The 18412-nt window shown below is 37.8% G+C and carries 18 protein-coding genes; 11 read left to right on the top strand and 7 right to left on the bottom strand.

Features of this window, described 5'->3' with window-relative positions:
- Positions 1-342: 342 nt before the first annotated feature.
- Entirely contained in the window at positions 343-1827 is a 1485-nt protein-coding gene (locus BW964_RS02605; RefSeq protein ID WP_076504439.1) for an SDR family oxidoreductase, read from the bottom strand.
- Positions 1828-1884: 57 nt separating this feature from the next.
- A complete protein-coding gene (ribA, locus tag BW964_RS02610; protein WP_076504440.1) occupies positions 1885-2475 on the bottom strand; it encodes a GTP cyclohydrolase II in 591 nt (196 codons plus the stop codon).
- A 96-nt stretch (positions 2476-2571) separates the two neighbouring features.
- On the opposite strand from ribA, the gene BW964_RS02615 reads away from it, so the two are divergent.
- The 6 genes from BW964_RS02615 (at position 2572) to BW964_RS02640 (ending at position 6420) form a co-directional block, all read left to right on the top strand.
- Positions 2572-3231, top strand: coding sequence for a hypothetical protein (locus BW964_RS02615; RefSeq protein WP_076504443.1), 660 nt, complete (start codon positions 2572-2574; stop codon positions 3229-3231).
- 1 nt (position 3232) lies between these two features.
- Positions 3233-4552: an ABC1 kinase family protein gene (locus BW964_RS02620; protein ID WP_076504445.1), complete on the top strand. Its 1320-nt coding sequence runs from the start codon at positions 3233-3235 to the stop codon at positions 4550-4552.
- Between the two features lie 3 nt (positions 4553-4555).
- Positions 4556-4693 carry a DUF2256 domain-containing protein gene (locus BW964_RS02625; protein WP_073332541.1) on the top strand — a complete coding sequence of 46 codons (138 nt, stop codon included), beginning with the start codon at positions 4556-4558 and terminating at the stop codon, positions 4691-4693.
- Positions 4663-4959: a TIGR03643 family protein gene (locus tag BW964_RS02630; RefSeq protein ID WP_076504447.1), complete on the top strand. Its 297-nt coding sequence runs from the start codon at positions 4663-4665 to the stop codon at positions 4957-4959. The genes BW964_RS02625 and BW964_RS02630 overlap by 31 nt, the downstream gene beginning before the upstream one ends.
- A 68-nt stretch (positions 4960-5027) precedes the next feature.
- Entirely contained in the window at positions 5028-5726 is a 699-nt protein-coding gene (locus BW964_RS02635) for an SDR family NAD(P)-dependent oxidoreductase (RefSeq protein ID WP_076504449.1), read from the top strand.
- A gap of 46 nt (positions 5727-5772) precedes the next feature.
- Positions 5773-6420: a MarR family winged helix-turn-helix transcriptional regulator gene (locus BW964_RS02640; RefSeq protein ID WP_076504451.1), complete on the top strand. Its 648-nt coding sequence runs from the start codon at positions 5773-5775 to the stop codon at positions 6418-6420.
- Between the two features lie 184 nt (positions 6421-6604).
- Here the strand turns inward: BW964_RS02640 and BW964_RS02645 are convergent, their stop codons facing one another.
- Positions 6605-7300, bottom strand: coding sequence for a VIT1/CCC1 transporter family protein (locus BW964_RS02645; RefSeq protein ID WP_076504453.1), 696 nt, complete (start codon positions 7298-7300; stop codon positions 6605-6607).
- Between the two features lie 835 nt (positions 7301-8135).
- On the opposite strand from BW964_RS02645, the gene BW964_RS02650 reads away from it, so the two are divergent.
- A complete protein-coding gene (locus BW964_RS02650) occupies positions 8136-9341 on the top strand; it encodes a peroxidase, FMP-type (RefSeq protein WP_228432029.1) in 1206 nt (401 codons plus the stop codon).
- 11 nt (positions 9342-9352) lie between these two features.
- Positions 9353-9658, top strand: coding sequence for a hypothetical protein (locus tag BW964_RS22690; RefSeq protein ID WP_228432026.1), 306 nt, complete (start codon positions 9353-9355; stop codon positions 9656-9658).
- Positions 9659-9756: 98 nt separating this feature from the next.
- On the opposite strand, the gene BW964_RS02655 is transcribed toward BW964_RS22690, so the two are convergent.
- Positions 9757-10386, bottom strand: coding sequence for a TetR/AcrR family transcriptional regulator (locus tag BW964_RS02655; protein ID WP_076504455.1), 630 nt, complete (start codon positions 10384-10386; stop codon positions 9757-9759).
- 769 nt (positions 10387-11155) lie between these two features.
- On the opposite strand from BW964_RS02655, the gene BW964_RS02660 reads away from it, so the two are divergent.
- Positions 11156-11569, top strand: a complete 414-nt coding sequence (locus BW964_RS02660; protein ID WP_076504456.1) for a VOC family protein — start codon at positions 11156-11158, stop codon at positions 11567-11569.
- A gap of 344 nt (positions 11570-11913) precedes the next feature.
- Positions 11914-14400 carry a DUF748 domain-containing protein gene (locus BW964_RS02665; RefSeq protein ID WP_076504458.1) on the top strand — a complete coding sequence of 829 codons (2487 nt, stop codon included), beginning with the start codon at positions 11914-11916 and terminating at the stop codon, positions 14398-14400.
- 112 nt (positions 14401-14512) lie between these two features.
- On the opposite strand, the gene BW964_RS02670 is transcribed toward BW964_RS02665, so the two are convergent.
- Positions 14513-15541, bottom strand: a complete 1029-nt coding sequence (locus BW964_RS02670) for a S41 family peptidase (protein WP_076504460.1) — start codon at positions 15539-15541, stop codon at positions 14513-14515.
- A 576-nt stretch (positions 15542-16117) separates the two neighbouring features.
- On the opposite strand from BW964_RS02670, the gene BW964_RS02680 reads away from it, so the two are divergent.
- Positions 16118-16477 carry a prevent-host-death protein gene (locus tag BW964_RS02680; protein ID WP_076504465.1) on the top strand — a complete coding sequence of 120 codons (360 nt, stop codon included), beginning with the start codon at positions 16118-16120 and terminating at the stop codon, positions 16475-16477.
- A gap of 440 nt (positions 16478-16917) precedes the next feature.
- Here the strand turns inward: BW964_RS02680 and BW964_RS02685 are convergent, their stop codons facing one another.
- Entirely contained in the window at positions 16918-17424 is a 507-nt protein-coding gene (locus BW964_RS02685; protein WP_228432024.1) for a RidA family protein, read from the bottom strand.
- Between the two features lie 253 nt (positions 17425-17677).
- The gene (gene pgl / locus BW964_RS02690; protein ID WP_076504467.1) at positions 17678-18388 is read right to left on the bottom strand and encodes a 6-phosphogluconolactonase; all 711 of its coding nucleotides are present in this window, start codon (positions 18386-18388) and stop codon (positions 17678-17680) included.
- Positions 18389-18412: the final 24 nt, after the last annotated feature.

The following is an 18412-nucleotide window of genomic DNA, read 5'->3' on the forward strand; positions in this document are numbered from 1 at the left end:
ATTTTATTTGTATACAAAACATAGGTCAAATAAGCTCAGAAGCAGCAAGAAACAAAGATTGCCTAAAAAAATAACCCTCTGTTTTATATAAGTATAAGTAAACGAAATGCTAATCAACTTAACTTGAGTTCCGGATAAAGTAGTTTTGTGTATTAATACACTATTAATTAGTTACAGCTCCAGGAACTAAGGTTGTAATTTTAACAATCTTAACAGCGACCCAGATATCTAAAATCAGCTAAACTGAAATCTTACAGGTAGAAAATAAATTATAAAAGCCTCAATCGATTATATTTGAGGTTTTTTAAAAACAGTGGTAAGTTGGTGCATTGCATGCAATTTCTAGCCATTGAGTTTCGAAATATCCTGTTTAAGGGTACCCGTACTTAATCCTGACGGTACTCCCGCCAGCTTTTTAAGCATTCCCTTAAAAATTATTCCGTGAAATGGCAAAACGGAAAACCAGTAAAGCCTTCCCGATATTCCGTGAGGTCTGAATACTGCTTTCTGCCAAAGCTTTCCTCTATACAATTTAAACACAAGCCATGCTTCACCAGGCAATTTCATTTCTGCAAAAAGAATCAATTTTCCTTCTTTACGGTCAGCGTACAATACCCTCCAGAAATCCAGCGCATCGCCTTCATGAAGCCGTTGCGGATGTGTTCTTCCTCTTCTCAGCCCCGGACCTCCTACCAATACATCAAGAAAACCCCGGATCTTCCACAGACCCTGCCCGTACCAGCCGTTATTGCCTCCCAGACTAAATACCCTGTCAAGACATTTTTCACGATCGTCATAGGCGATACTTCTAAGATCGGTAAAACACCCAAAATGAGGAACTTCCATAAACTCTTTCAGGCTGGCATCTCTTCTGCTGCTGATGAAACTGTCTTTCCAGCTGGAAATAATCTCATTGGCCTGAATTTTAGCCAGCGTTCTTCGTAAAGCTGTTTCATAGGAGAAAGGTTGAATTCCCGTAATTCTTTTAATCTCAGAAAGGCTTTCGGGTCTGCATACAACTTCAATTTTCATACTTCCCACCAATGCTGAGGCAAGATTATACGAGGTAGATGTAATAAAGTACAGCCAATAGGATGACAGCTTGGGAGTCATGATCGGTAATGTATAAATATATCTTTTCAGTCCGCGTACTTTTGCATATTCAGAAAGTATCTGTTTGTAGGCCAGAACGTCATCACAGCCGATATCAAAACTTTTGTGATAAGACTCTTCTTTAAACAAAACAAATATCAGAAAATCCAGAACGTTGGCAATTCCGATAGGCTGACATTTGGTATCGAGCCATCTTGGAGCCACCATCACGGGCAGCTTTTCTACCAGATCTCTTATGATTTCGAAAGAAGCACTTCCTGATCCGATAATGATCCCCGCCCGGAGAACGGTAACGGGAACTTTACATTCCATCAGTGTTTTTTCAACCTGATATCTGGAACTGAGGTGTCTGGATAATTCTTTTTCGTTAACCAGCCCTGAAAGATAGACAATATGCTCACACTGCGTTTTTTCTATAATATGTGCGAAATTTTCTGCACATACTTTTTCAGAATTCTCATAATCATCCGTATTGCTCATGGAATGCATCAGATAATAAGCTCCGGAGATATCTTCAGGTATATTAACAAGCGTTTCAGATTTCAGAAAATCTACTTCGATGACATCAATGAGTGATTCATCGATGTCCAGACTTTTCGAAAAGCGACTTGCATCCCTGCAGCAACATACCACCTTGTAGCCTTGTGCAGCAATAACGCTTATCATTCTTTTGCCGATATATCCGGTAGCTCCTGTAAGCAATATTTTTTTCATGAGTTCTTTATTATGAGGGTTATTTGACCATCCGTTTTACTTTTTGATAGCTCCCTGTTACAGTTTTTCAAGAAGATGACCAAAATAGTCTTTCTTGGTGATCAGGTAATCTTCGTTCACCTCATTGGAATCGATTTCCAAAGGAATTCTTTTGTCCAGTACGATTCCTGTGTTTTCGAGAGATTTCAGCTTTTCCGGATTGTTGGTAAGCAAATTGACATGATCTACTTTTAAGACCTTAAGCATTTCTATAGCTACATCAAAATTTCTGCCATCAGCAGGAAGGCCCAGTTTCAAATTCGCTTCCACAGTATCAAAACCTTCTTCCTGCAGAGCATAGGCTTTTAATTTATTGATGATTCCAATATTCCTTCCCTCCTGTCTGAGATAAATAATGATTCCTCCATTTTCAGACATAAATTTCATGGCGGCATCCAGTTGCTGTCCGCATTCACATTTTTTGGAGTGAAACACTTCCCCTGTGATACATTCGGAATGAAAACGAACATTAACGGTCCTGCTGAAATCGGTATTCTCTGCAACCCAAACCAGATGAGGGCTCCAGTCTTCTTCATTTTCAGAAAAAGCGTATACCGTGAACATTCCAAAATCGGTAGGTATATGAGCCTGTGCTTGTATCTTCAACATAATTTATTATTTAAATGATCAACATAGTACAAATTTATACTTTATTTTTATTAAAAGTAAAATAAATTACTAATTTTGTAATAACTAAATTCTATCATGAAAGAAGAAAATGCAGCTACCCACGAAATGATATTGGAGCTTTATGGTGATTATATCCTAAATCACAGCGAAAGACCCAAGAACATTTACCTTTTCGCCAAAGACAACGGATTTGATGAAAAAGACTTTTACCATTACTTTTCAAGTTTTGACCAAGCTGAAAAGGAAATGCTGGATCACCTTTTCAGAAAATCGCTGGATCTTACCGCTGAAATCAGTGAATCAGGGGAAATATCTGCCAAAGAAAGACTGCTCAACACCTATTTCATATTCTTTGAAAACCTTACGATGAACAGATCTCTGGTTCTGATGCTTTTAGGGAAAGAAAAAATACAAGGCATAAAAGTCCTGCAGAACCTCCGCGAAACTCACCGCCAGTTTGTGAGAACTCTTGATTTCAACACCTGGGAGATCTTTGAAAAAGCGAAAGGAAATATCCGGAATTTCAACGAAAAATCAAGACAGGAAGTGCTATGGCTTCACTTGGTTTCCTGTATAGAATTCTGGAAAAAAGATTCCTCTCCGGATTTTGAAAAGACAGATCTTTTCATAGAGAAAACGGTAGATACAGGCTTAGAACTGATCGACAACGAGCCGTTGAGAAAAATGGTTGATCTGGGAAAGTTTTTGTGGAAAGAAAAATTTAAAATAAGCTAGGATGAAAACATTAGATACAATACCTACCGGGAAAATTGAAAGAACAGGCAGCCTGCTGAAAGCTGGAGCCAAAGTGGGTGCCAATTACCTGAAATATTACGGAAACAAAATCACCAAAGACGAAGAACAGGCGCGAAAAATCCTGAATCAGGATAACGCTTCAGACATCTACGACTCGCTGAAAGAACTTAAGGGTTCTGCCCTGAAAGTTGCCCAGATGCTGAGTATGGAAAAAAATATGCTTCCGGTAGAATATGTAGAGAAATTTTCTCTTTCACAGTTTTCTGTTCCGCCGCTTTCGGGCGCTTTGGTGAAGAAAACATTCCGAAAATATTTTGGAAAAAATCCTGAAGATCTTTTTGACGAATTTTCTTCAGAGTCCGTGAATGCAGCAAGCATAGGACAGGTTCATAAAGCAAAAAAAGGCACCCAAAACCTTGCCGTAAAAATACAGTACCCTGGCGTCCGTGAGAGTATTTCCAGCGATTTGAAAATGGTAAAACCTATTGCCATGAAAATGTTCAATATCAAAAAAGAAGGTTCGGAATCTTATTTTCAGGAAGTGGAAGATAAATTGTATGAAGAAACCAATTATCACCTGGAACTTGAACGAAGTCAGCAATTCTCTGAAAGTTGCAGCCATCTTCCCAATATCCTTTTTCCAGCCTATTATCCGGAATATTCCTGTGAAAAAATCATTACGATGGACTGGATGTCCGGATTGCATCTGTCTGAGTTTACCCGTCAGCACAATGCTCAGCAGGACCTCAACAAAATTGGGCAGACGCTGTGGGATTTCTATATGTATCAGATGCATGTTTTGAAAAAAGTACATGCAGATCCGCATCCCGGAAATTTCCTGGTTTCTGAAGATCAGAAATTATTGGTCATTGATTTCGGATGTATCAAAGAAATTCCAGATGATTTTTACATCCCTTACTTTGAGCTAGCTAAAGAGGAAAATCTGAAAAATCCACCAATATTCAGGGAAAAGCTTTACGCCCTTGAAATCCTACGTCAGGAAGATAGTCCCGAAGAAAAAGAATTTTTCGCCCAATTGTTTTACGAACTTCTTGAGCTGTTTACCCGACCTTTCAACCAGGAAACATTTGATTTTTCCAATGAAGCGTTTTTCAGAGAAATTGCAGATCTCGGACAAAAGTATTCAAAGATCAGCAACATCAAAGGAATGAACACCAACCGGGGATCAAGACATTTCATTTATCTGAACAGAACCTTTTTCGGACTCTATCACATGATGCATGATCTGAAAGCGAAGGATGTTGTCATCAATCATTATCTGAATTTTGTAAAACCATAAGATATGCCATCCGGATTGCCATCAAAAATATGTGAAAGCTGCGGCCTTCCATTCAACTGGCGCAAAAAGTGGAAAAAGAACTGGAGTGAAGTTAAATATTGCAGCGAAAGATGTCGGAAAAACAAAAAACAAAAAGTCTAACAGTAGCACAGAAAGACCGTATCATCGAAATGGCGTGGGAAGACCGGACACCGTTTGAGGCGATTGATTTTCAGTTTAAACTGCGCGAATGTGAAGTGATCGAACTGATGCGTTCGGAGCTCAAACCTTCAAGTTTCAGACTTTGGAGAAAACGGGTAAACTCGGGAGTAAGCCAGAAGCACAGCAAAAAAAGGAGTACGGAAATCGACCGGTTCAAATGTACCAGACAAAGATTGATCAGTAACAATAAAATTTCAAAACGATGAGTCTCTCCGGCTTACTCAAAAGAGCATTTAATCTGTTTTGAACGTACCAAAAAACCATTATTAAAAATATGAAAAATATAGTCATTATAGGATGCGGCAAAGGAATCGGGCTTGCTACAGCACAATTACTCTCTGAAAAACACCATATTATCGGTATTTCAAGGAGCAGGAGCCCTGAATTACAGAATCTGAACATCACATTTCATGAAATGGAGGTCATCTCCGGAAATCTGGATGATATTGACTTTCCTGAGGTCATAGACGGGTTGGTGTATGCCCCGGGAACCATTAATCTTAAACCCTTCAACCGCCTGACGCCAGATGATTTTAAGCATGATTTTGAGATCAATGTTCTTGGAGCGGTGAAGTGCATCCAGAAACTCCTCCCGAGTCTTAAAAAATCAGGAAATTCATCAGTTGTTCTCTACAGCTCGGTAGCAGCCAAACTGGGAATGCCTTTTCACGCGTCTGTTTCTGCCAGTAAAAATGCAGTAGAGGGCCTTACGAAAAGTCTTGCGGCAGAGTATGCTGCTCAGAAAATAAGAGTGAATGCCATTGCTCCTTCATTAACGGATACTTCTCTTGCATCACAGCTTCTTTCGACTCCAGAAAAGCGGGAGGCTTCCTCTAAAAGACATCCGCTTCAAAGAATTGGAAGTGCAGAAGAAATTGCAGAGATGACCGCGTTTTTACTTTCTGATCAGGCTTCATGGATAACGGGCCAGATCTTTGGAGTGGACGGCGGAATGAGCAATATCAGGTTGTAATTTTGAACAGGAAAACAAAACTTATATCTTTACCCCAAATTATCCTATGAATACTGATTTTTTTATTGATCTGCTCCTGCAAGTAAAGGATTTTGAAAATTCGGAGGCTTACAAACCCAATTCCAAAGTGGAAGATTTCCGTACGTGGATGAATGATAAAAAATACAGGGAAGAAAGTCCGACCAAGCTTTTAAAAAATGAAAAACATAAGGTTTCATTTACTGAAAATGAGATCTGTAAACAAATCCTGCTTCTCAGCAGATACTCCAAGCAGCTGATCAGAAAAGGATTGGGGGATTTTCCCGAGCTTGCCAATGAAGAGTTCACGTATCTTTACCGCCTGAAAGACGAGCGTGATCTGACGAAGATTCAGCTTATAGAAAGAAACGGACACGAAAAACAGACCGGAACGCAAATCATCAAACGACTTTTGGAATATGGCCTGGTTGAAGAAAAAAATGATGTGGAAGACAAAAGAAGCAAAAGACTGAACATTACCCCAAAAGGCGAAGAAATTTTTCATCAATCCGTTGAAAAAGTAAATATCACTTCTAAAATTCTGTCAGGAAAATTAGAAGATGATGAAAAAAATGAACTTTTACAAATCCTGAAAAAACTGAATGAATTCCATGCTCACCTCTACCAGGAGCATAAAAATTCTGATATAGACAAGATCATTCAATTTGTAAAATAAGTTAAAAACATCATCTATTCTGGTCTTTGAATTCCTCTACATCAGGGATTAACTGGTAGTCAGGTTACTATTTTAATTGCAAATTAACCAATACAAAATCCGGTGATTACAGGTAAAATCGGTGAAAATCATTTTAAAGTGCTACAGATAACCGGATAGAGTGCATCTTATTCTATTTTGAGTATCAGGATACTGTAACACCAAAAAAATGGCCTATCAAAGCAGTAATTCCCATGGCAACCGTTCCCCAGAAACAGATTCTCAGGACTGCAATTCCGATCTTCGAGCCTCCTGTTTTAGCAGAAATTGCTCCCAAAATCATCAGAAAAACAATTGAAAATCCATATTGAAAGTATACCATCTGACCAATTGGGGCGACTAATGAAACAAGAAAAGGCAATAACGCACCCAAAGCAAACGATCCAAATGAAGCCACCGCTGCCTGCAAGGGTTTTGCCTGAGTCATTTCATTGATTCCCAACTCATCATGAGCGTGGGCAGCTAAAGCATCATGGTCCGTAAGTTCCGTAGCAACCTGTAAAGCCGTCGCTTTACTTACGCCTCTTCTTTCATAGATTTTGGCGAGTTCTTTTAATTCTATTTCGGGCATTTCTTCAAGTTCTCTCTTCTCGCGTAAGAGATCCGCTTTTTCGGTATCTTCCTGTGAACTTACCGATACATATTCTCCCGCAGCCATGGACATGGCCCCCGCAATCATTCCTGCCAAAGCAGCAAGGATAATGGTATTCCGCTCCGGTGACGCAGCGGCAACTCCAATCACAATACTTGTGGTTGACAATAAACCGTCATTAGCCCCCAAAACAGCTGCACGAAGCCATCCTACTCTATTGACGTAATGTTTTTCTAATGGATGATGCATAATAAAAAGTTTAAAAAAGATCTAAAAGTATCTCTTAGGGAGAATTTTTGATGGTGATAAAGGAATCATGATGTACGCAATCTGTACTGTTCTTTACAAAGTCAGAATAGTCATCCATAAAGACGCTTACAAAAATTGACTTTTACATTCATTCAAAATTATGAAATGTTTCATTAAGAATGGTTTTAAATAGCTGATATTAAACCGAAAACCATTATTTCGTTATCCATTTTATAGTGTTGAAAATAAAACAGAATCTTCCTCTTTCTACAGCGCGTAATATTTCAGAAACGATCAGGCCTTAACGCGATCCTGAATAAACCAGCTTAAAAGAGCCTATTCCCTTTCCTGTTATTTAAAATAAAATTCACTAAAACCCTCTTGGATACAAGATTTCCTTAAAGTATTTCAAAATAATCAGAAACAAATTAAGTAGAAATACTGAATGACAGCTACCACATTCTGATTAATTTTGAGTCAACAAAAACTGATAACTATGGACCTCCTAAAAAACAAACATCCATTTCTGTAAAAGGAGAAGGGTTCTACAAGGGGATCTAAAATGATGTGACCGCTACGAATTCATCATTGATATCTCCTCTCGGAAACACGGACCGGATTCTCTGTCAATGAATTACAGTCAACAGGTTGGGCAGAAACCTATTACACTCCCATTGATAAGTAAAGCCCAAACCCAATCTGGCTTTTAGATCGCCGGGAAGATGAATGAAAATGAAAACCTGAAACGCCATCTATGAATCAGCCGTCGGATGCCCGGTCGAATGGAGATCCCACTTACGAATACACCAATTTACAACCATAAAAACTATATATCATGCTTAAACGTAACAAAGAAAGTCTTGAAACAGGGGATCAGTTATTCCGTAAAGGTTCAGGCGAAAATCAAGGTGCGCTCACACAAATCATGTCCGGATATTCAAAGCTTCTTATTGATGATCCTGTCATGCCTTTTAAGGAGGAAAACCTTCAGGAAATAGCGAGCAATGTGGATTATGGGGTGCTAGAGGCACTTGATGGCACGTGGGTAAGTTATAATGCCAATTACAATAAAAATATAGGCGAAGCTTCACTGGCCGGCGGAATCCATACAACGATCATGCCTTCACCCGGTACCAACTCCGGCACGATCCCGGGGAAGTTCAGTTTTGATTGTGAGGAGTATATCGAAAAGCTTACTTTTTCTCTGGTTCCCGGCGGTGTCCGTAACCGTGGCGGTGCGAGTGAACTGTTTTGTGGTGCAGTGAAATATGAGCAAACGATTAAAAGTGTCAACAAGGAAGCAGGACAGCAAAATTTACAATATGAATCCATTCATGAGGAAAACGGAATGTATCTTTGGCTGAGTGATGTGTACAACCATGCCGCAACCAAAGAATCAATAGAAAAAGACCGTGGGATTCACGCTTTTTCTGACGAGGATTTTAAAAAATACGGCTATACGGGAGAATACAGAGACGAACCACTGGTTCAGGTAAAAGATGAAAATGGTACGCCCTCGTATATCCTGTTAAGCGGCTTAAAGGAAGGACAGGAATACTTTGAAATCATCCCTGCCCAGGAACTAAAACCGGGTGATGGTATCAAAGGTCCCTATTTTATTCCTGACTACTCTATTTCAAGAAGCGGCGTTATTCCTCATGGCAGTACCATTACTTTATTGGGAGATATTGCCCCGAGCGGTACCCAATACCTAATTAATGGGGCACCCCAATTCCCGTATGGGCTACCTGCCTGGCAGACTGATCATCTTTCTATTTCAAAAACCATGGGAGGAGCTGGGCATGAGCCTATCAATCTTGATCTGCCTGCACCGGAATGGGTTCATGAAACACTGACCGATAAAAATGATGAGGGTTCAAATAAAATTTATACACAGCGAATCCTTGCCAATCATTTATATCCGTATTCTGTACGACCGGATTTACGATTAAGAGATACGCTAAGCGGGCAGAATGTAAGCAATTATGTCTTTGTTCAAATGTCATCAAAAATGAAACAGGTGCGCAGGGAGGGATTTTAAATGTTCCTTTTGTGAACCGTTTTGTTCCTACCGTTGAGGTGGACTTCCGGATGTGGATTGAAACGGTGATTGAAAATGGAAAAGAAATCATTCAGCTGCAATACGAGCAGATTGTATTTTTTGAATTTGATTTCGGAAATGACGGAGGTACGACGAGCTGGCCTCATATCCAGGTAAATACCCTTCGTAAACTGGAGGATATTCCTGAAGATCAGAGAAAGGTCATTGAAGAGCAGTTCTTTGATAAAAAACCGGATATGGCTGTGAGAGACGATCATGCTAATCCTGCAGCAGGATGTCCTTACCACAATGGATAAGGCTCTCTAAATATAAAAAAAGAGGCACACATGGTTGCCTCTTTGTTATTTCTACTCAATTAGCTTTACAATAAAAGCTCAGATACAATCCATTCTTACTACAGATTTTCATAGGTCTGATCGATTAAAAAGGACACTGCTTTTTTGATTTTATCACGGCCCTCTTCCGTACTCAGGTCTATCCCACAAAAGATGCTCCCGTTTACAGAGGAATACATGTTCAGATAATAAAGTCCGGAAATGATGATAGCGGTTACAGCCCGAAAATCCTGCGTCCGTTCTCCGAAATGAGGCTCAATGATGAATTTAAAAAGACCTTCTCCGTTTTCCTCCTGCATATTGGTCATTTTGGTTAATGACTTTCTGGATTCAGATAAGCGCCACAGCAATAATTTCTGTACTTCCTTGTTCTTAAATACATAATCAAATTGCTCCAGTAACATGGCTTCGGTAAATAATCTCCCACCGCTTTCCAAATCCGGTGCCATTTTTTCGGTCGTTACGTTACTCCAATAGTCCTTAGACCGGATGTATTCGTCCATAAGACCGTTAATTCCTCCAAAATAGGTATAGATCATTTTTTTATCTACCCCTGCGGTGGCGGCAATATCATTTACCTTTAATCCTGCATATCCTTTCGTTTTCAGAATTTTTCCAACCGCGTCCAAAAATTTCTTTTTACTGCGTTCCTTGTTTCGGATACTGCCTGCTGCTGATTTTCTTTCCATGATTAAATATTCAATAATACAAGTTTATGAAATTTTTTATAATTTTAGACACTTCGTAGTGTCCTATTTTGTATATTTGCAAAAACTAAGCCATTCTATATATATTTTAAACACTAATTAAGTTGAAAAAACTAAGAACAATTCTGGTCGCATTATTGCGTATGTATGGGCACAAAAGCCTTCAGATACAGGAAAAATAAGATTTTCAATCCATTCCTTTATCCCCGGATAATAGGGTGCTGAGAAGTAAAACGATTTCTTTTTAAAGAATTCACTTTTTTTTCTGGTTCCGAAGATTGTACAAATGATGATGAATAGAATAATCGATCTGAACTCCAAATTTCGGAAAGGATCAGTAAAGACAACTTGCACAGCATTATCTCAAAAGCTGCAGAAGTTGATCCATGAAAACTGAATGATCCAATCGTAAAATGGTTCCCTCAGTTTATTCTCTCAGTTTAAGAATGCTTCTGAAATAACCATACGAAGCAATTGAGAAGTGATGGTTTGAACACACTTATGATGAAGCTTTGAAAAAGCGAAAATGTGGTTGTACCCGTAAAATAAAGACAATTTCGAGCTCACTAAGGTAAAAACACTTAATGTACAGCAGCGTTAGATTTCTAATGTTGCTGTTTTTTTTTAAAAGCGCTTCCGATCGTTCACTATACGATTGAAAAAATAAAAAATAGCTGACGTGATTTCTACTGACACCCTCTTGTCACACTTCTCCTCTACTTTTGTGAAGTAATTTAAAATTTTCAAAAAAATGAATTTAGTATCAATACGGATCATCACTGCCAACATCGAACGTTTGGTGAATTTTTATGAACAGGTAACAGGGATTCAGGCCATCCGGTATACTCCCGATTTTGCTGAACTGAAAACAACAACTGCAACCCTTGCTATCGGAAGTACCAGAACACTACAGTTTTTCGGTGGAGACCTCATAGCACAGCCTGCTGAAAACCGCTCTGCGATTATAGAATTTTTGGTCGATGACGTAGATCAGGAGTTTGAGCGTTTACAACATTTGCTCTCTTCTTCTATAATACAGGAACCAACCATGATGCCATGGGGAAACAAATCATTATTATTCAGAGATCCGGATGGCAATCTGGTGAATTTTTTCACCCCCATGACAATAGAATCTGCAGAAAAATTTTTACCTCATCAGGAATAACATATTTTCTACAGTAACCGTTATGGACAATATTCTTTAAGCCATTATTTATTATTATGTAAGCTAAGTAAGGCTCGGATTGATCATCCGGGCTTTTCTCATAAATAAACATTCTGGTTTCCGGCAATTCGCTACTTCTACATGGTATATTTTTCATTTTTCAAAGTCATAAGCTACACATTCAGGGACTCAACACCCTATTTTTGTCTTCATATATCAATTAAAAGATCAAAATTGTAAAATAATTTCAATTATAATGTAAATTGGAACAAGATTGGGAAGTGATATTATATATTCATTTTTTTAAGATGGTCTTTGACCCTTAACCCCTGTAAAAATATAAGATGGAAAAAAAACTACCGAATAAAGAACCCGGAAAAAAAAAGAAAACGGTATTGATCACTATAGGGTCCATCCTTTTTCTAATGCTTATTTTTCCTTTTGTGCTGAATGCTTATCTTAAAAATAAATTGCCACAACTGGTTAATGAAAAAACACCCTACCAAATCAGTCTTAAAGATTTCAGTCTTAATCTTTTCAGGGGGAATATTTCCGCCCACTCAATCCATATTAAAACCAAACCGACTCAAGATCCTACGGTTACTCAAATTAACGGAAGCATTAAAAGTCTGCGTATAGAAAATTTTGGAATCTGGAATGCTATTTTTAACCAATCTTATCATATCAGGGAGGTACAGCTGATTGATCCTACTATGAAAATGGTACTCGGTCAGCCCAAAAAGAAAAAAGATTCAGCACAAAAGAAAATGAATTTTAGCGTTGAAAATATTCTGATGACCAATGGGAATTTTTCGGTAAAAGACAAAAACAAAAAAGATCTCGTTAACGGAAAAAATGTAAATATCCTTCTTACGGAAATTAGGTTGAACCCAAATTCATCAAAATTACCTGTTGCATTTAAAGATTTTAAAATGGATGCGCATGATGTCCTCATCACCGTCAACGATTTCTATCAGATTTATGCCGGTACTATTGACGCAAAAAACAAACAGCTCCATATTTCTGAATTTCATCTGAAACCGATTGAAAGTCCTGCACTCTACAATGCTAAAAATGTCTTTGACCTTAAGATCAATAAGCTTGCTGCAGACAATTTCAGTATTAACCGGGATTCTCTGATCATTGAAAATGCCCAATTTATAAAACCTCAGCTGATCGTTACTTCAACGAACAAAAAGGAAGTAAAAGAAAATCCGAAAGAAATTAACCTTAAGATCGGGATCAAAAATCTTGATTTTGGACAGGGTTCGGTTCTTGTTCAACACAGGGATAAAACAAAAGTGGCTTCTGTAGATCACTTTCATCTGAATTTAAAGGATATTGTTTTCGATAAAAAAACGGTCAAAGAGAAAATCCCTTTTGCCTTTTCTACCCACAATATAGAATTTGACAACATCTATTTCAAATCTGATGCTTTACAGGCCGTAAACATCAAAAAAATAAGGTCAAACGATTCTAATATCTTACTGAATGATGTGGAGTTTAAAGCTATTGGTCAAAGCGCTACAAAAGATCTTTTTAATATCAAAACCGAGAAAGTTGAGATTCTGAATAATACTTCAAAATTTGCAGGACAGCAATTGCAGCTACAGCTCGGTAAGATCAACGTACATCATCCAAGTGTAGAAATCATTGCAGCGACCCGTAAAGTGAAGTCTCCTAAAAAAACAAATACGGCAACTCCGGATCTGCTGGCTAACCTTGGTTCGCTTCATATTATCGACGGGACTTTTATTCAGAAACAAGAAGGGCGTGAGAAAGTAAAGGTGGGAAATTTTAATGTAGAACTTCAATCAGTTACCACCAACAAAGATATCCTTAAAGAATCTATTCCTTTTCACGTTAAAAATCAATTCATCACGGCTAAAAGCATCGATGTAGACGCCGGAAAATATTACCGTCTGAAAGTGGATCAGGTAAAAAATACCGGAAAGCTGACCGCTGTAACCAACTTTGCTTTTCTTCCTAAATATTCAAGAGCTCAGTTTAACCGTTTAATTGCCGTTGAAGAGGACCTTTATACCATAAAGGCTAAATCGATCATGATTACGGATAAAAACTCCGCATTGGGAGGAAAAACAAGTATAGATCTGGATCAAATCATTTTTGACGGTATCGACTGTAATATCTATCATGATCTTGCTCCACCGGATGACATTGGTGTGCGTTATATGTTCAGCAAAAAGCTCCGTGACGTAAAATTCCCCTTATATATCAAACAGATCGATATCAGGAATTCCAAGCTTTCCTATGAAGAAGTCGCTGAAAAAGCAAATATTCCCGGTAAGATCACCTTTGGGGATTTTAATGCTAAAATAAAGAATGTGAACAGCGCCAAAATGAAAAGTAAGCCTACATTGGTACAAGTGGATTCAAACTTTAATTTTTTTGGAGACGCTCCTACGGATGTACACTGGCAGTTTGATGTGGCTAATAAAAATGATGACTATGCCATCAACGGTACCATCAAAAATCTGTCTGTAGACAATGCCAACCTGTTTGTAAGACCTTATCTTAATGTAAGTCTCGACGGCCAGATCCAGTATTTGAAATTTGATTATAAGGGTAACAGCACTACTATTGGTGGAAATTTTTACTTTAAATACACGGATATGCATGTTAACTTTTTAAACAAAAATACAGGTAAAGAGAAAAAAGTACTGAGTGCGATTGCTAATATTTTCGTTAAAAATGATTCCAAAGGTGAACCCGATCATGTAGAAGTGGATGTGAAGCGTGATCCCAATAAAAGTTTCTTCAATACTTTGTGGCAGGGAATTATGGAGGGACTTAAAAAATACCTTATTTAATATACATCAGAAAAGCACAGAACTGGAAGAGGAAACTAAAACATTGTGAAAATGATCTGTTTTTCACCCTACTACCTTCCCTCTTCCAGCCTCAGGCTTCGTTATTTTATTATTATTTTTTTGAGATAAAACTGATGGCTTCCTGAACATTTTTGTCAGCCAGCAGGTCATGAAAATTATCCTGTCCGGACACCGCAATATCCGGAACGATCTGATCATAATACTTCCCGTTTCTGTCTGTATCCAGGGCAACGCTTAGAATCAGTGTCGAACTGAAAGGCAATGCTACATCCACATTAGCGGTGGTCATTCCAAAGGTTTTTTCTCCTATGAAAACAGTATCAGGTCTTCCCTTAAAAGCTAATGCCGTTACTTCTCCTGAACTTGCCGTTAACTGACCGATAATGACGGCTACTTTTGCCTGATCCAGCAGTTCACCTTCAGGATCTATAGAAGACGTTTTTTTAGCATTGCTTAAATACTTTCCCTTTTCCAGTTTCACTTTACTGTTCTGTTTCTGATTGCGATCAACAGTCCCCCAAATATCGTTATCTCCAAGGAAATCATATAGAGAGAGCAGCATAGGGGCAGAATTCCCGCCTGTATTAAAACGCAAGTCAATAATCCAGCCTTCCAGTTTATTTTTGGTTTTTACAGCTGCGATCTGGTCATACATAGGCTGAGCCGTTTTGTGGGTATTCTCAGCACTAAAATCCAGAGATTTGATCCCGGGCATGAGAATATAGCCCCATTTTCCGTCCAGAACTTTCACTTCAAAGCCAGGTTTTGTCGCGTATTTCTCCTTCCATTGCTCGCTTAAATGGTCTGTGGATGCTTTCAGAGTGGTTCCGTATACTTTATCTTTATAAATGATCTTACAATGGGTGGCTTTAATTTTCCCAAACAATTTCCCGCTCTCTGCTAACGAACTTTTAAAATCACTGTATCCTTTTAAATTCTGATTGGTTTCCATTCCAACGGCTTTCCAGTCTACGTCTTTTTTATAAACATAGTCAGATTTTAGCAGGGTGAGCAATTTATCATAGAATACTTTTATACTATCCTGTGATGTCATTGCTTTCTGCGCATTCAAATGAAATGATACACTGCAAATACCAAGCAGTATCCATAATTTTCTCATATTTTGTTTTCGTTATTGTTTTCAGATCTAATATAATTAAAAAATACATTCTGTAATCTGTTGTAAATTTTGAATTTTTGTTTCTTTTGATTTCACTCTGGTATTTGGATAACTTTTACGTCATCACCCTGGAAACCCAAGACAATCCATTTTTTTACCGTAAACAGCCTTTAAGTAGTGAAAAAACAAAAATATTTCAATAAAGAATGCGTACAAAAACATAAATAATTAATAATCAACCATTTAAATTTATTTTTAGAATTAGCAATCGATTATTTGATTGCTTTTTGGTTTTTTGGTTTGGGTATTTTTGCTTCGGTATTTTGTTGATAAGCCCCTTCTGAGAAAAATAAGGAAAGAAAATTATCCTGTAGTTATAAAATCTATTACGCTAGCTGAAGTCTACCTACAATACGCTCATCAGCTGATGATCAGAACATTCCGGATAAAAAACATGAATCTGATCAAACAAATAGATCTTGTAACGTAGAGCGAAACGATTTCTTTTGCAGTTTAATTTTTATTTTACTTTGATTTATTTTAGCTTATGGGTAAATTTGTATAAAATTTAAATTAATGAACTTTACACTTGAGCTCAATACACAGAAACCAGGTTCTAATATTGTATTCAACACTATCGTATTTGATTCGTTCAAGGTTAATATAGTTGAAAGGTATCTGGGCAGGATGAATTTTCATCCAAAATTATCCTATGTCTTATTTAAAATCAGGACTTTGGATAATGAAATCATTAAAACAAGAGAAGGAAATTCAAGGGTAAAAATCAAAGGAGATCATTTTGAAACTTATCAAAAACTGGTACAGGTTTTAAATTCGTATGATTATAAAAACAGGCTGATGAACAGGCAGGAAGCGGATCAGGATTATGTACATTTCATTTTGAGTCTGGTTTTGGCGAATTATCAGCTTAATTAACTGTTTTTTTTAGTAATACAGATCAGACAGCCGGTTTGGAGAAGCCCCAGAAGTTTGAGGTAAAATTGATGACTGACGAAGAGGATTATATAAGGATAAGTCTGCCGAAGGAAGATCGCCTATGAGCAGGAATATGCTGAATATGCGATCCGGAAATTTGAAAACAGGCCAATCGTGAACTGAAAACCTTTGCGATCAGGAAATAAACAGGGCCCTCTTCCTCGAATTAAAGGAAATTGAAAGATGGATGATAGTGCAGGACTTAGTATTTCCTACTGCTATGTCCAAATAATGAAGTAATCTTCTGATGAAGAATAAATCCGGATTAGGGGTTGAAAGTCTGGTCGACACTCCATAAAATTCATTTTTCAAAAAAATAAGTAAAGGCTTCCGGGATATTCCGGAAGCCTTTTTATAAGGTCTGATCCGTTGGACTCGGTTTATTTTCGAACGAAAGCAATGGCATCCACTTCAATGAGCATATGATCCAATGCTAATTTGGGTACAGGAATCAGTGTACTTGCCGGAAATGTATTCTTTTTCCATGTCTTATGCATTTCCTCTGTCCATATTTGAAGCTTTTCCTGATCGTGATCAACGATGAGTATGGTGATTTTAAGAACATCGGCAACGCCTGCTCCATATTCCGCAAGCACTGTTTCCAAATTTTTCAGAGAATACTTCACCTGAGTTCTAAAATCTTCAGAAAGGCTGTGTTTTAAATCCTCTCCGCCACTCTGTCCTGAGATGAATACATATTGCCCTTCACCTTCAGCGGCCGTGGCATGAGAAAATGCAAACGGAGTGGGATCAAAAAGAGTTTTTGGATTTTTATTGATAACGTAGGTTTTGTTGGTCTGTTCCATGATTTTATTCTGATTCTTATTTTGTGAAAAGATAAGACCTCCTATGCAGAGAGCGGACATACTCAATAATAAACGTTTCATGCTATTTTCTGTATTGAATTAATAAAGCAAATGTAGATTTCAAAATTTTCAGAATACTCAACATATGTTGAGGTTCTTACTTTTTATTGGCTGTACATTCGCTGAATTTTTATTCTGAGCCTGCAAGAGAAACTGAGGTTAAAAGTGAAATTAAAAAAAACTAATATCAAAAATGGACGAACCATTAGAAATGATTCGTCCATCTAAGGGTCTTCAAAACATCTATTTTCTGAGGACCTCTTATAGTACAAGTTTAGCCTTTAGCTTTCTCATCTGTAAAAAACTGAAAACCTTCTTTTGGCTCAATAAGCTGCATTGGATAAAGTGCAGGATTGTATTCTCCGTTGAGCACCTCATTCAATGCATGTTTTTTTGCTTCCCCGAAGGCAACCACCAGTATGTTTTCTGCTTTATTGATCAACGGGGCCGTCAGGGTGATCCTGAACATCTCCTGAGACTTCAGATAATAAGCGGAAACCCACTTTTCTTTTTCCTCTAAAACGCTTTCACCAGGAAATAAAGAAGCGGTATGCCCATCATCTCCCATCCCTAACAGGATGAAATCAAAAATGCCCTCATTTCCAAGAATATTTCTAATCTTCTGTTCGTATTCTTTAGCATACTCTTCCGGAGCTATGCCGTCTTTATACATGGGGAATATTTGTTCTTTATTAACAGGAACTTTATCGAAAAGAGCTTCAAAAGTCATCTTTGCATTGCTTTTTTCATCATCTAAAGAAACCCATCTTTCATCCACCCAAAAAAAGAACACCTTATTCCATTCAATTTTCGCTGCATACTCTTCAGAGGCCAGCAAGTTAAAAATAGCTTTAGGAGAAGAACCTCCACTTAGCGCAACTACAAAACGGCTGTGCTTCTGAATAGATTTTTGAGAAAGATCCACAAAGGTATCTGCTGCCTTTTTATAGAGTTTCTGTAAATCATCAAATACGGTAATATTCATTTTTCGTCTCTTTAAAATGTTAAT

Source organism: Chryseobacterium shigense (genome assembly GCF_900156575.1).
Lineage (GTDB): Bacteria > Bacteroidota > Bacteroidia > Flavobacteriales > Weeksellaceae > Chryseobacterium > Chryseobacterium shigense.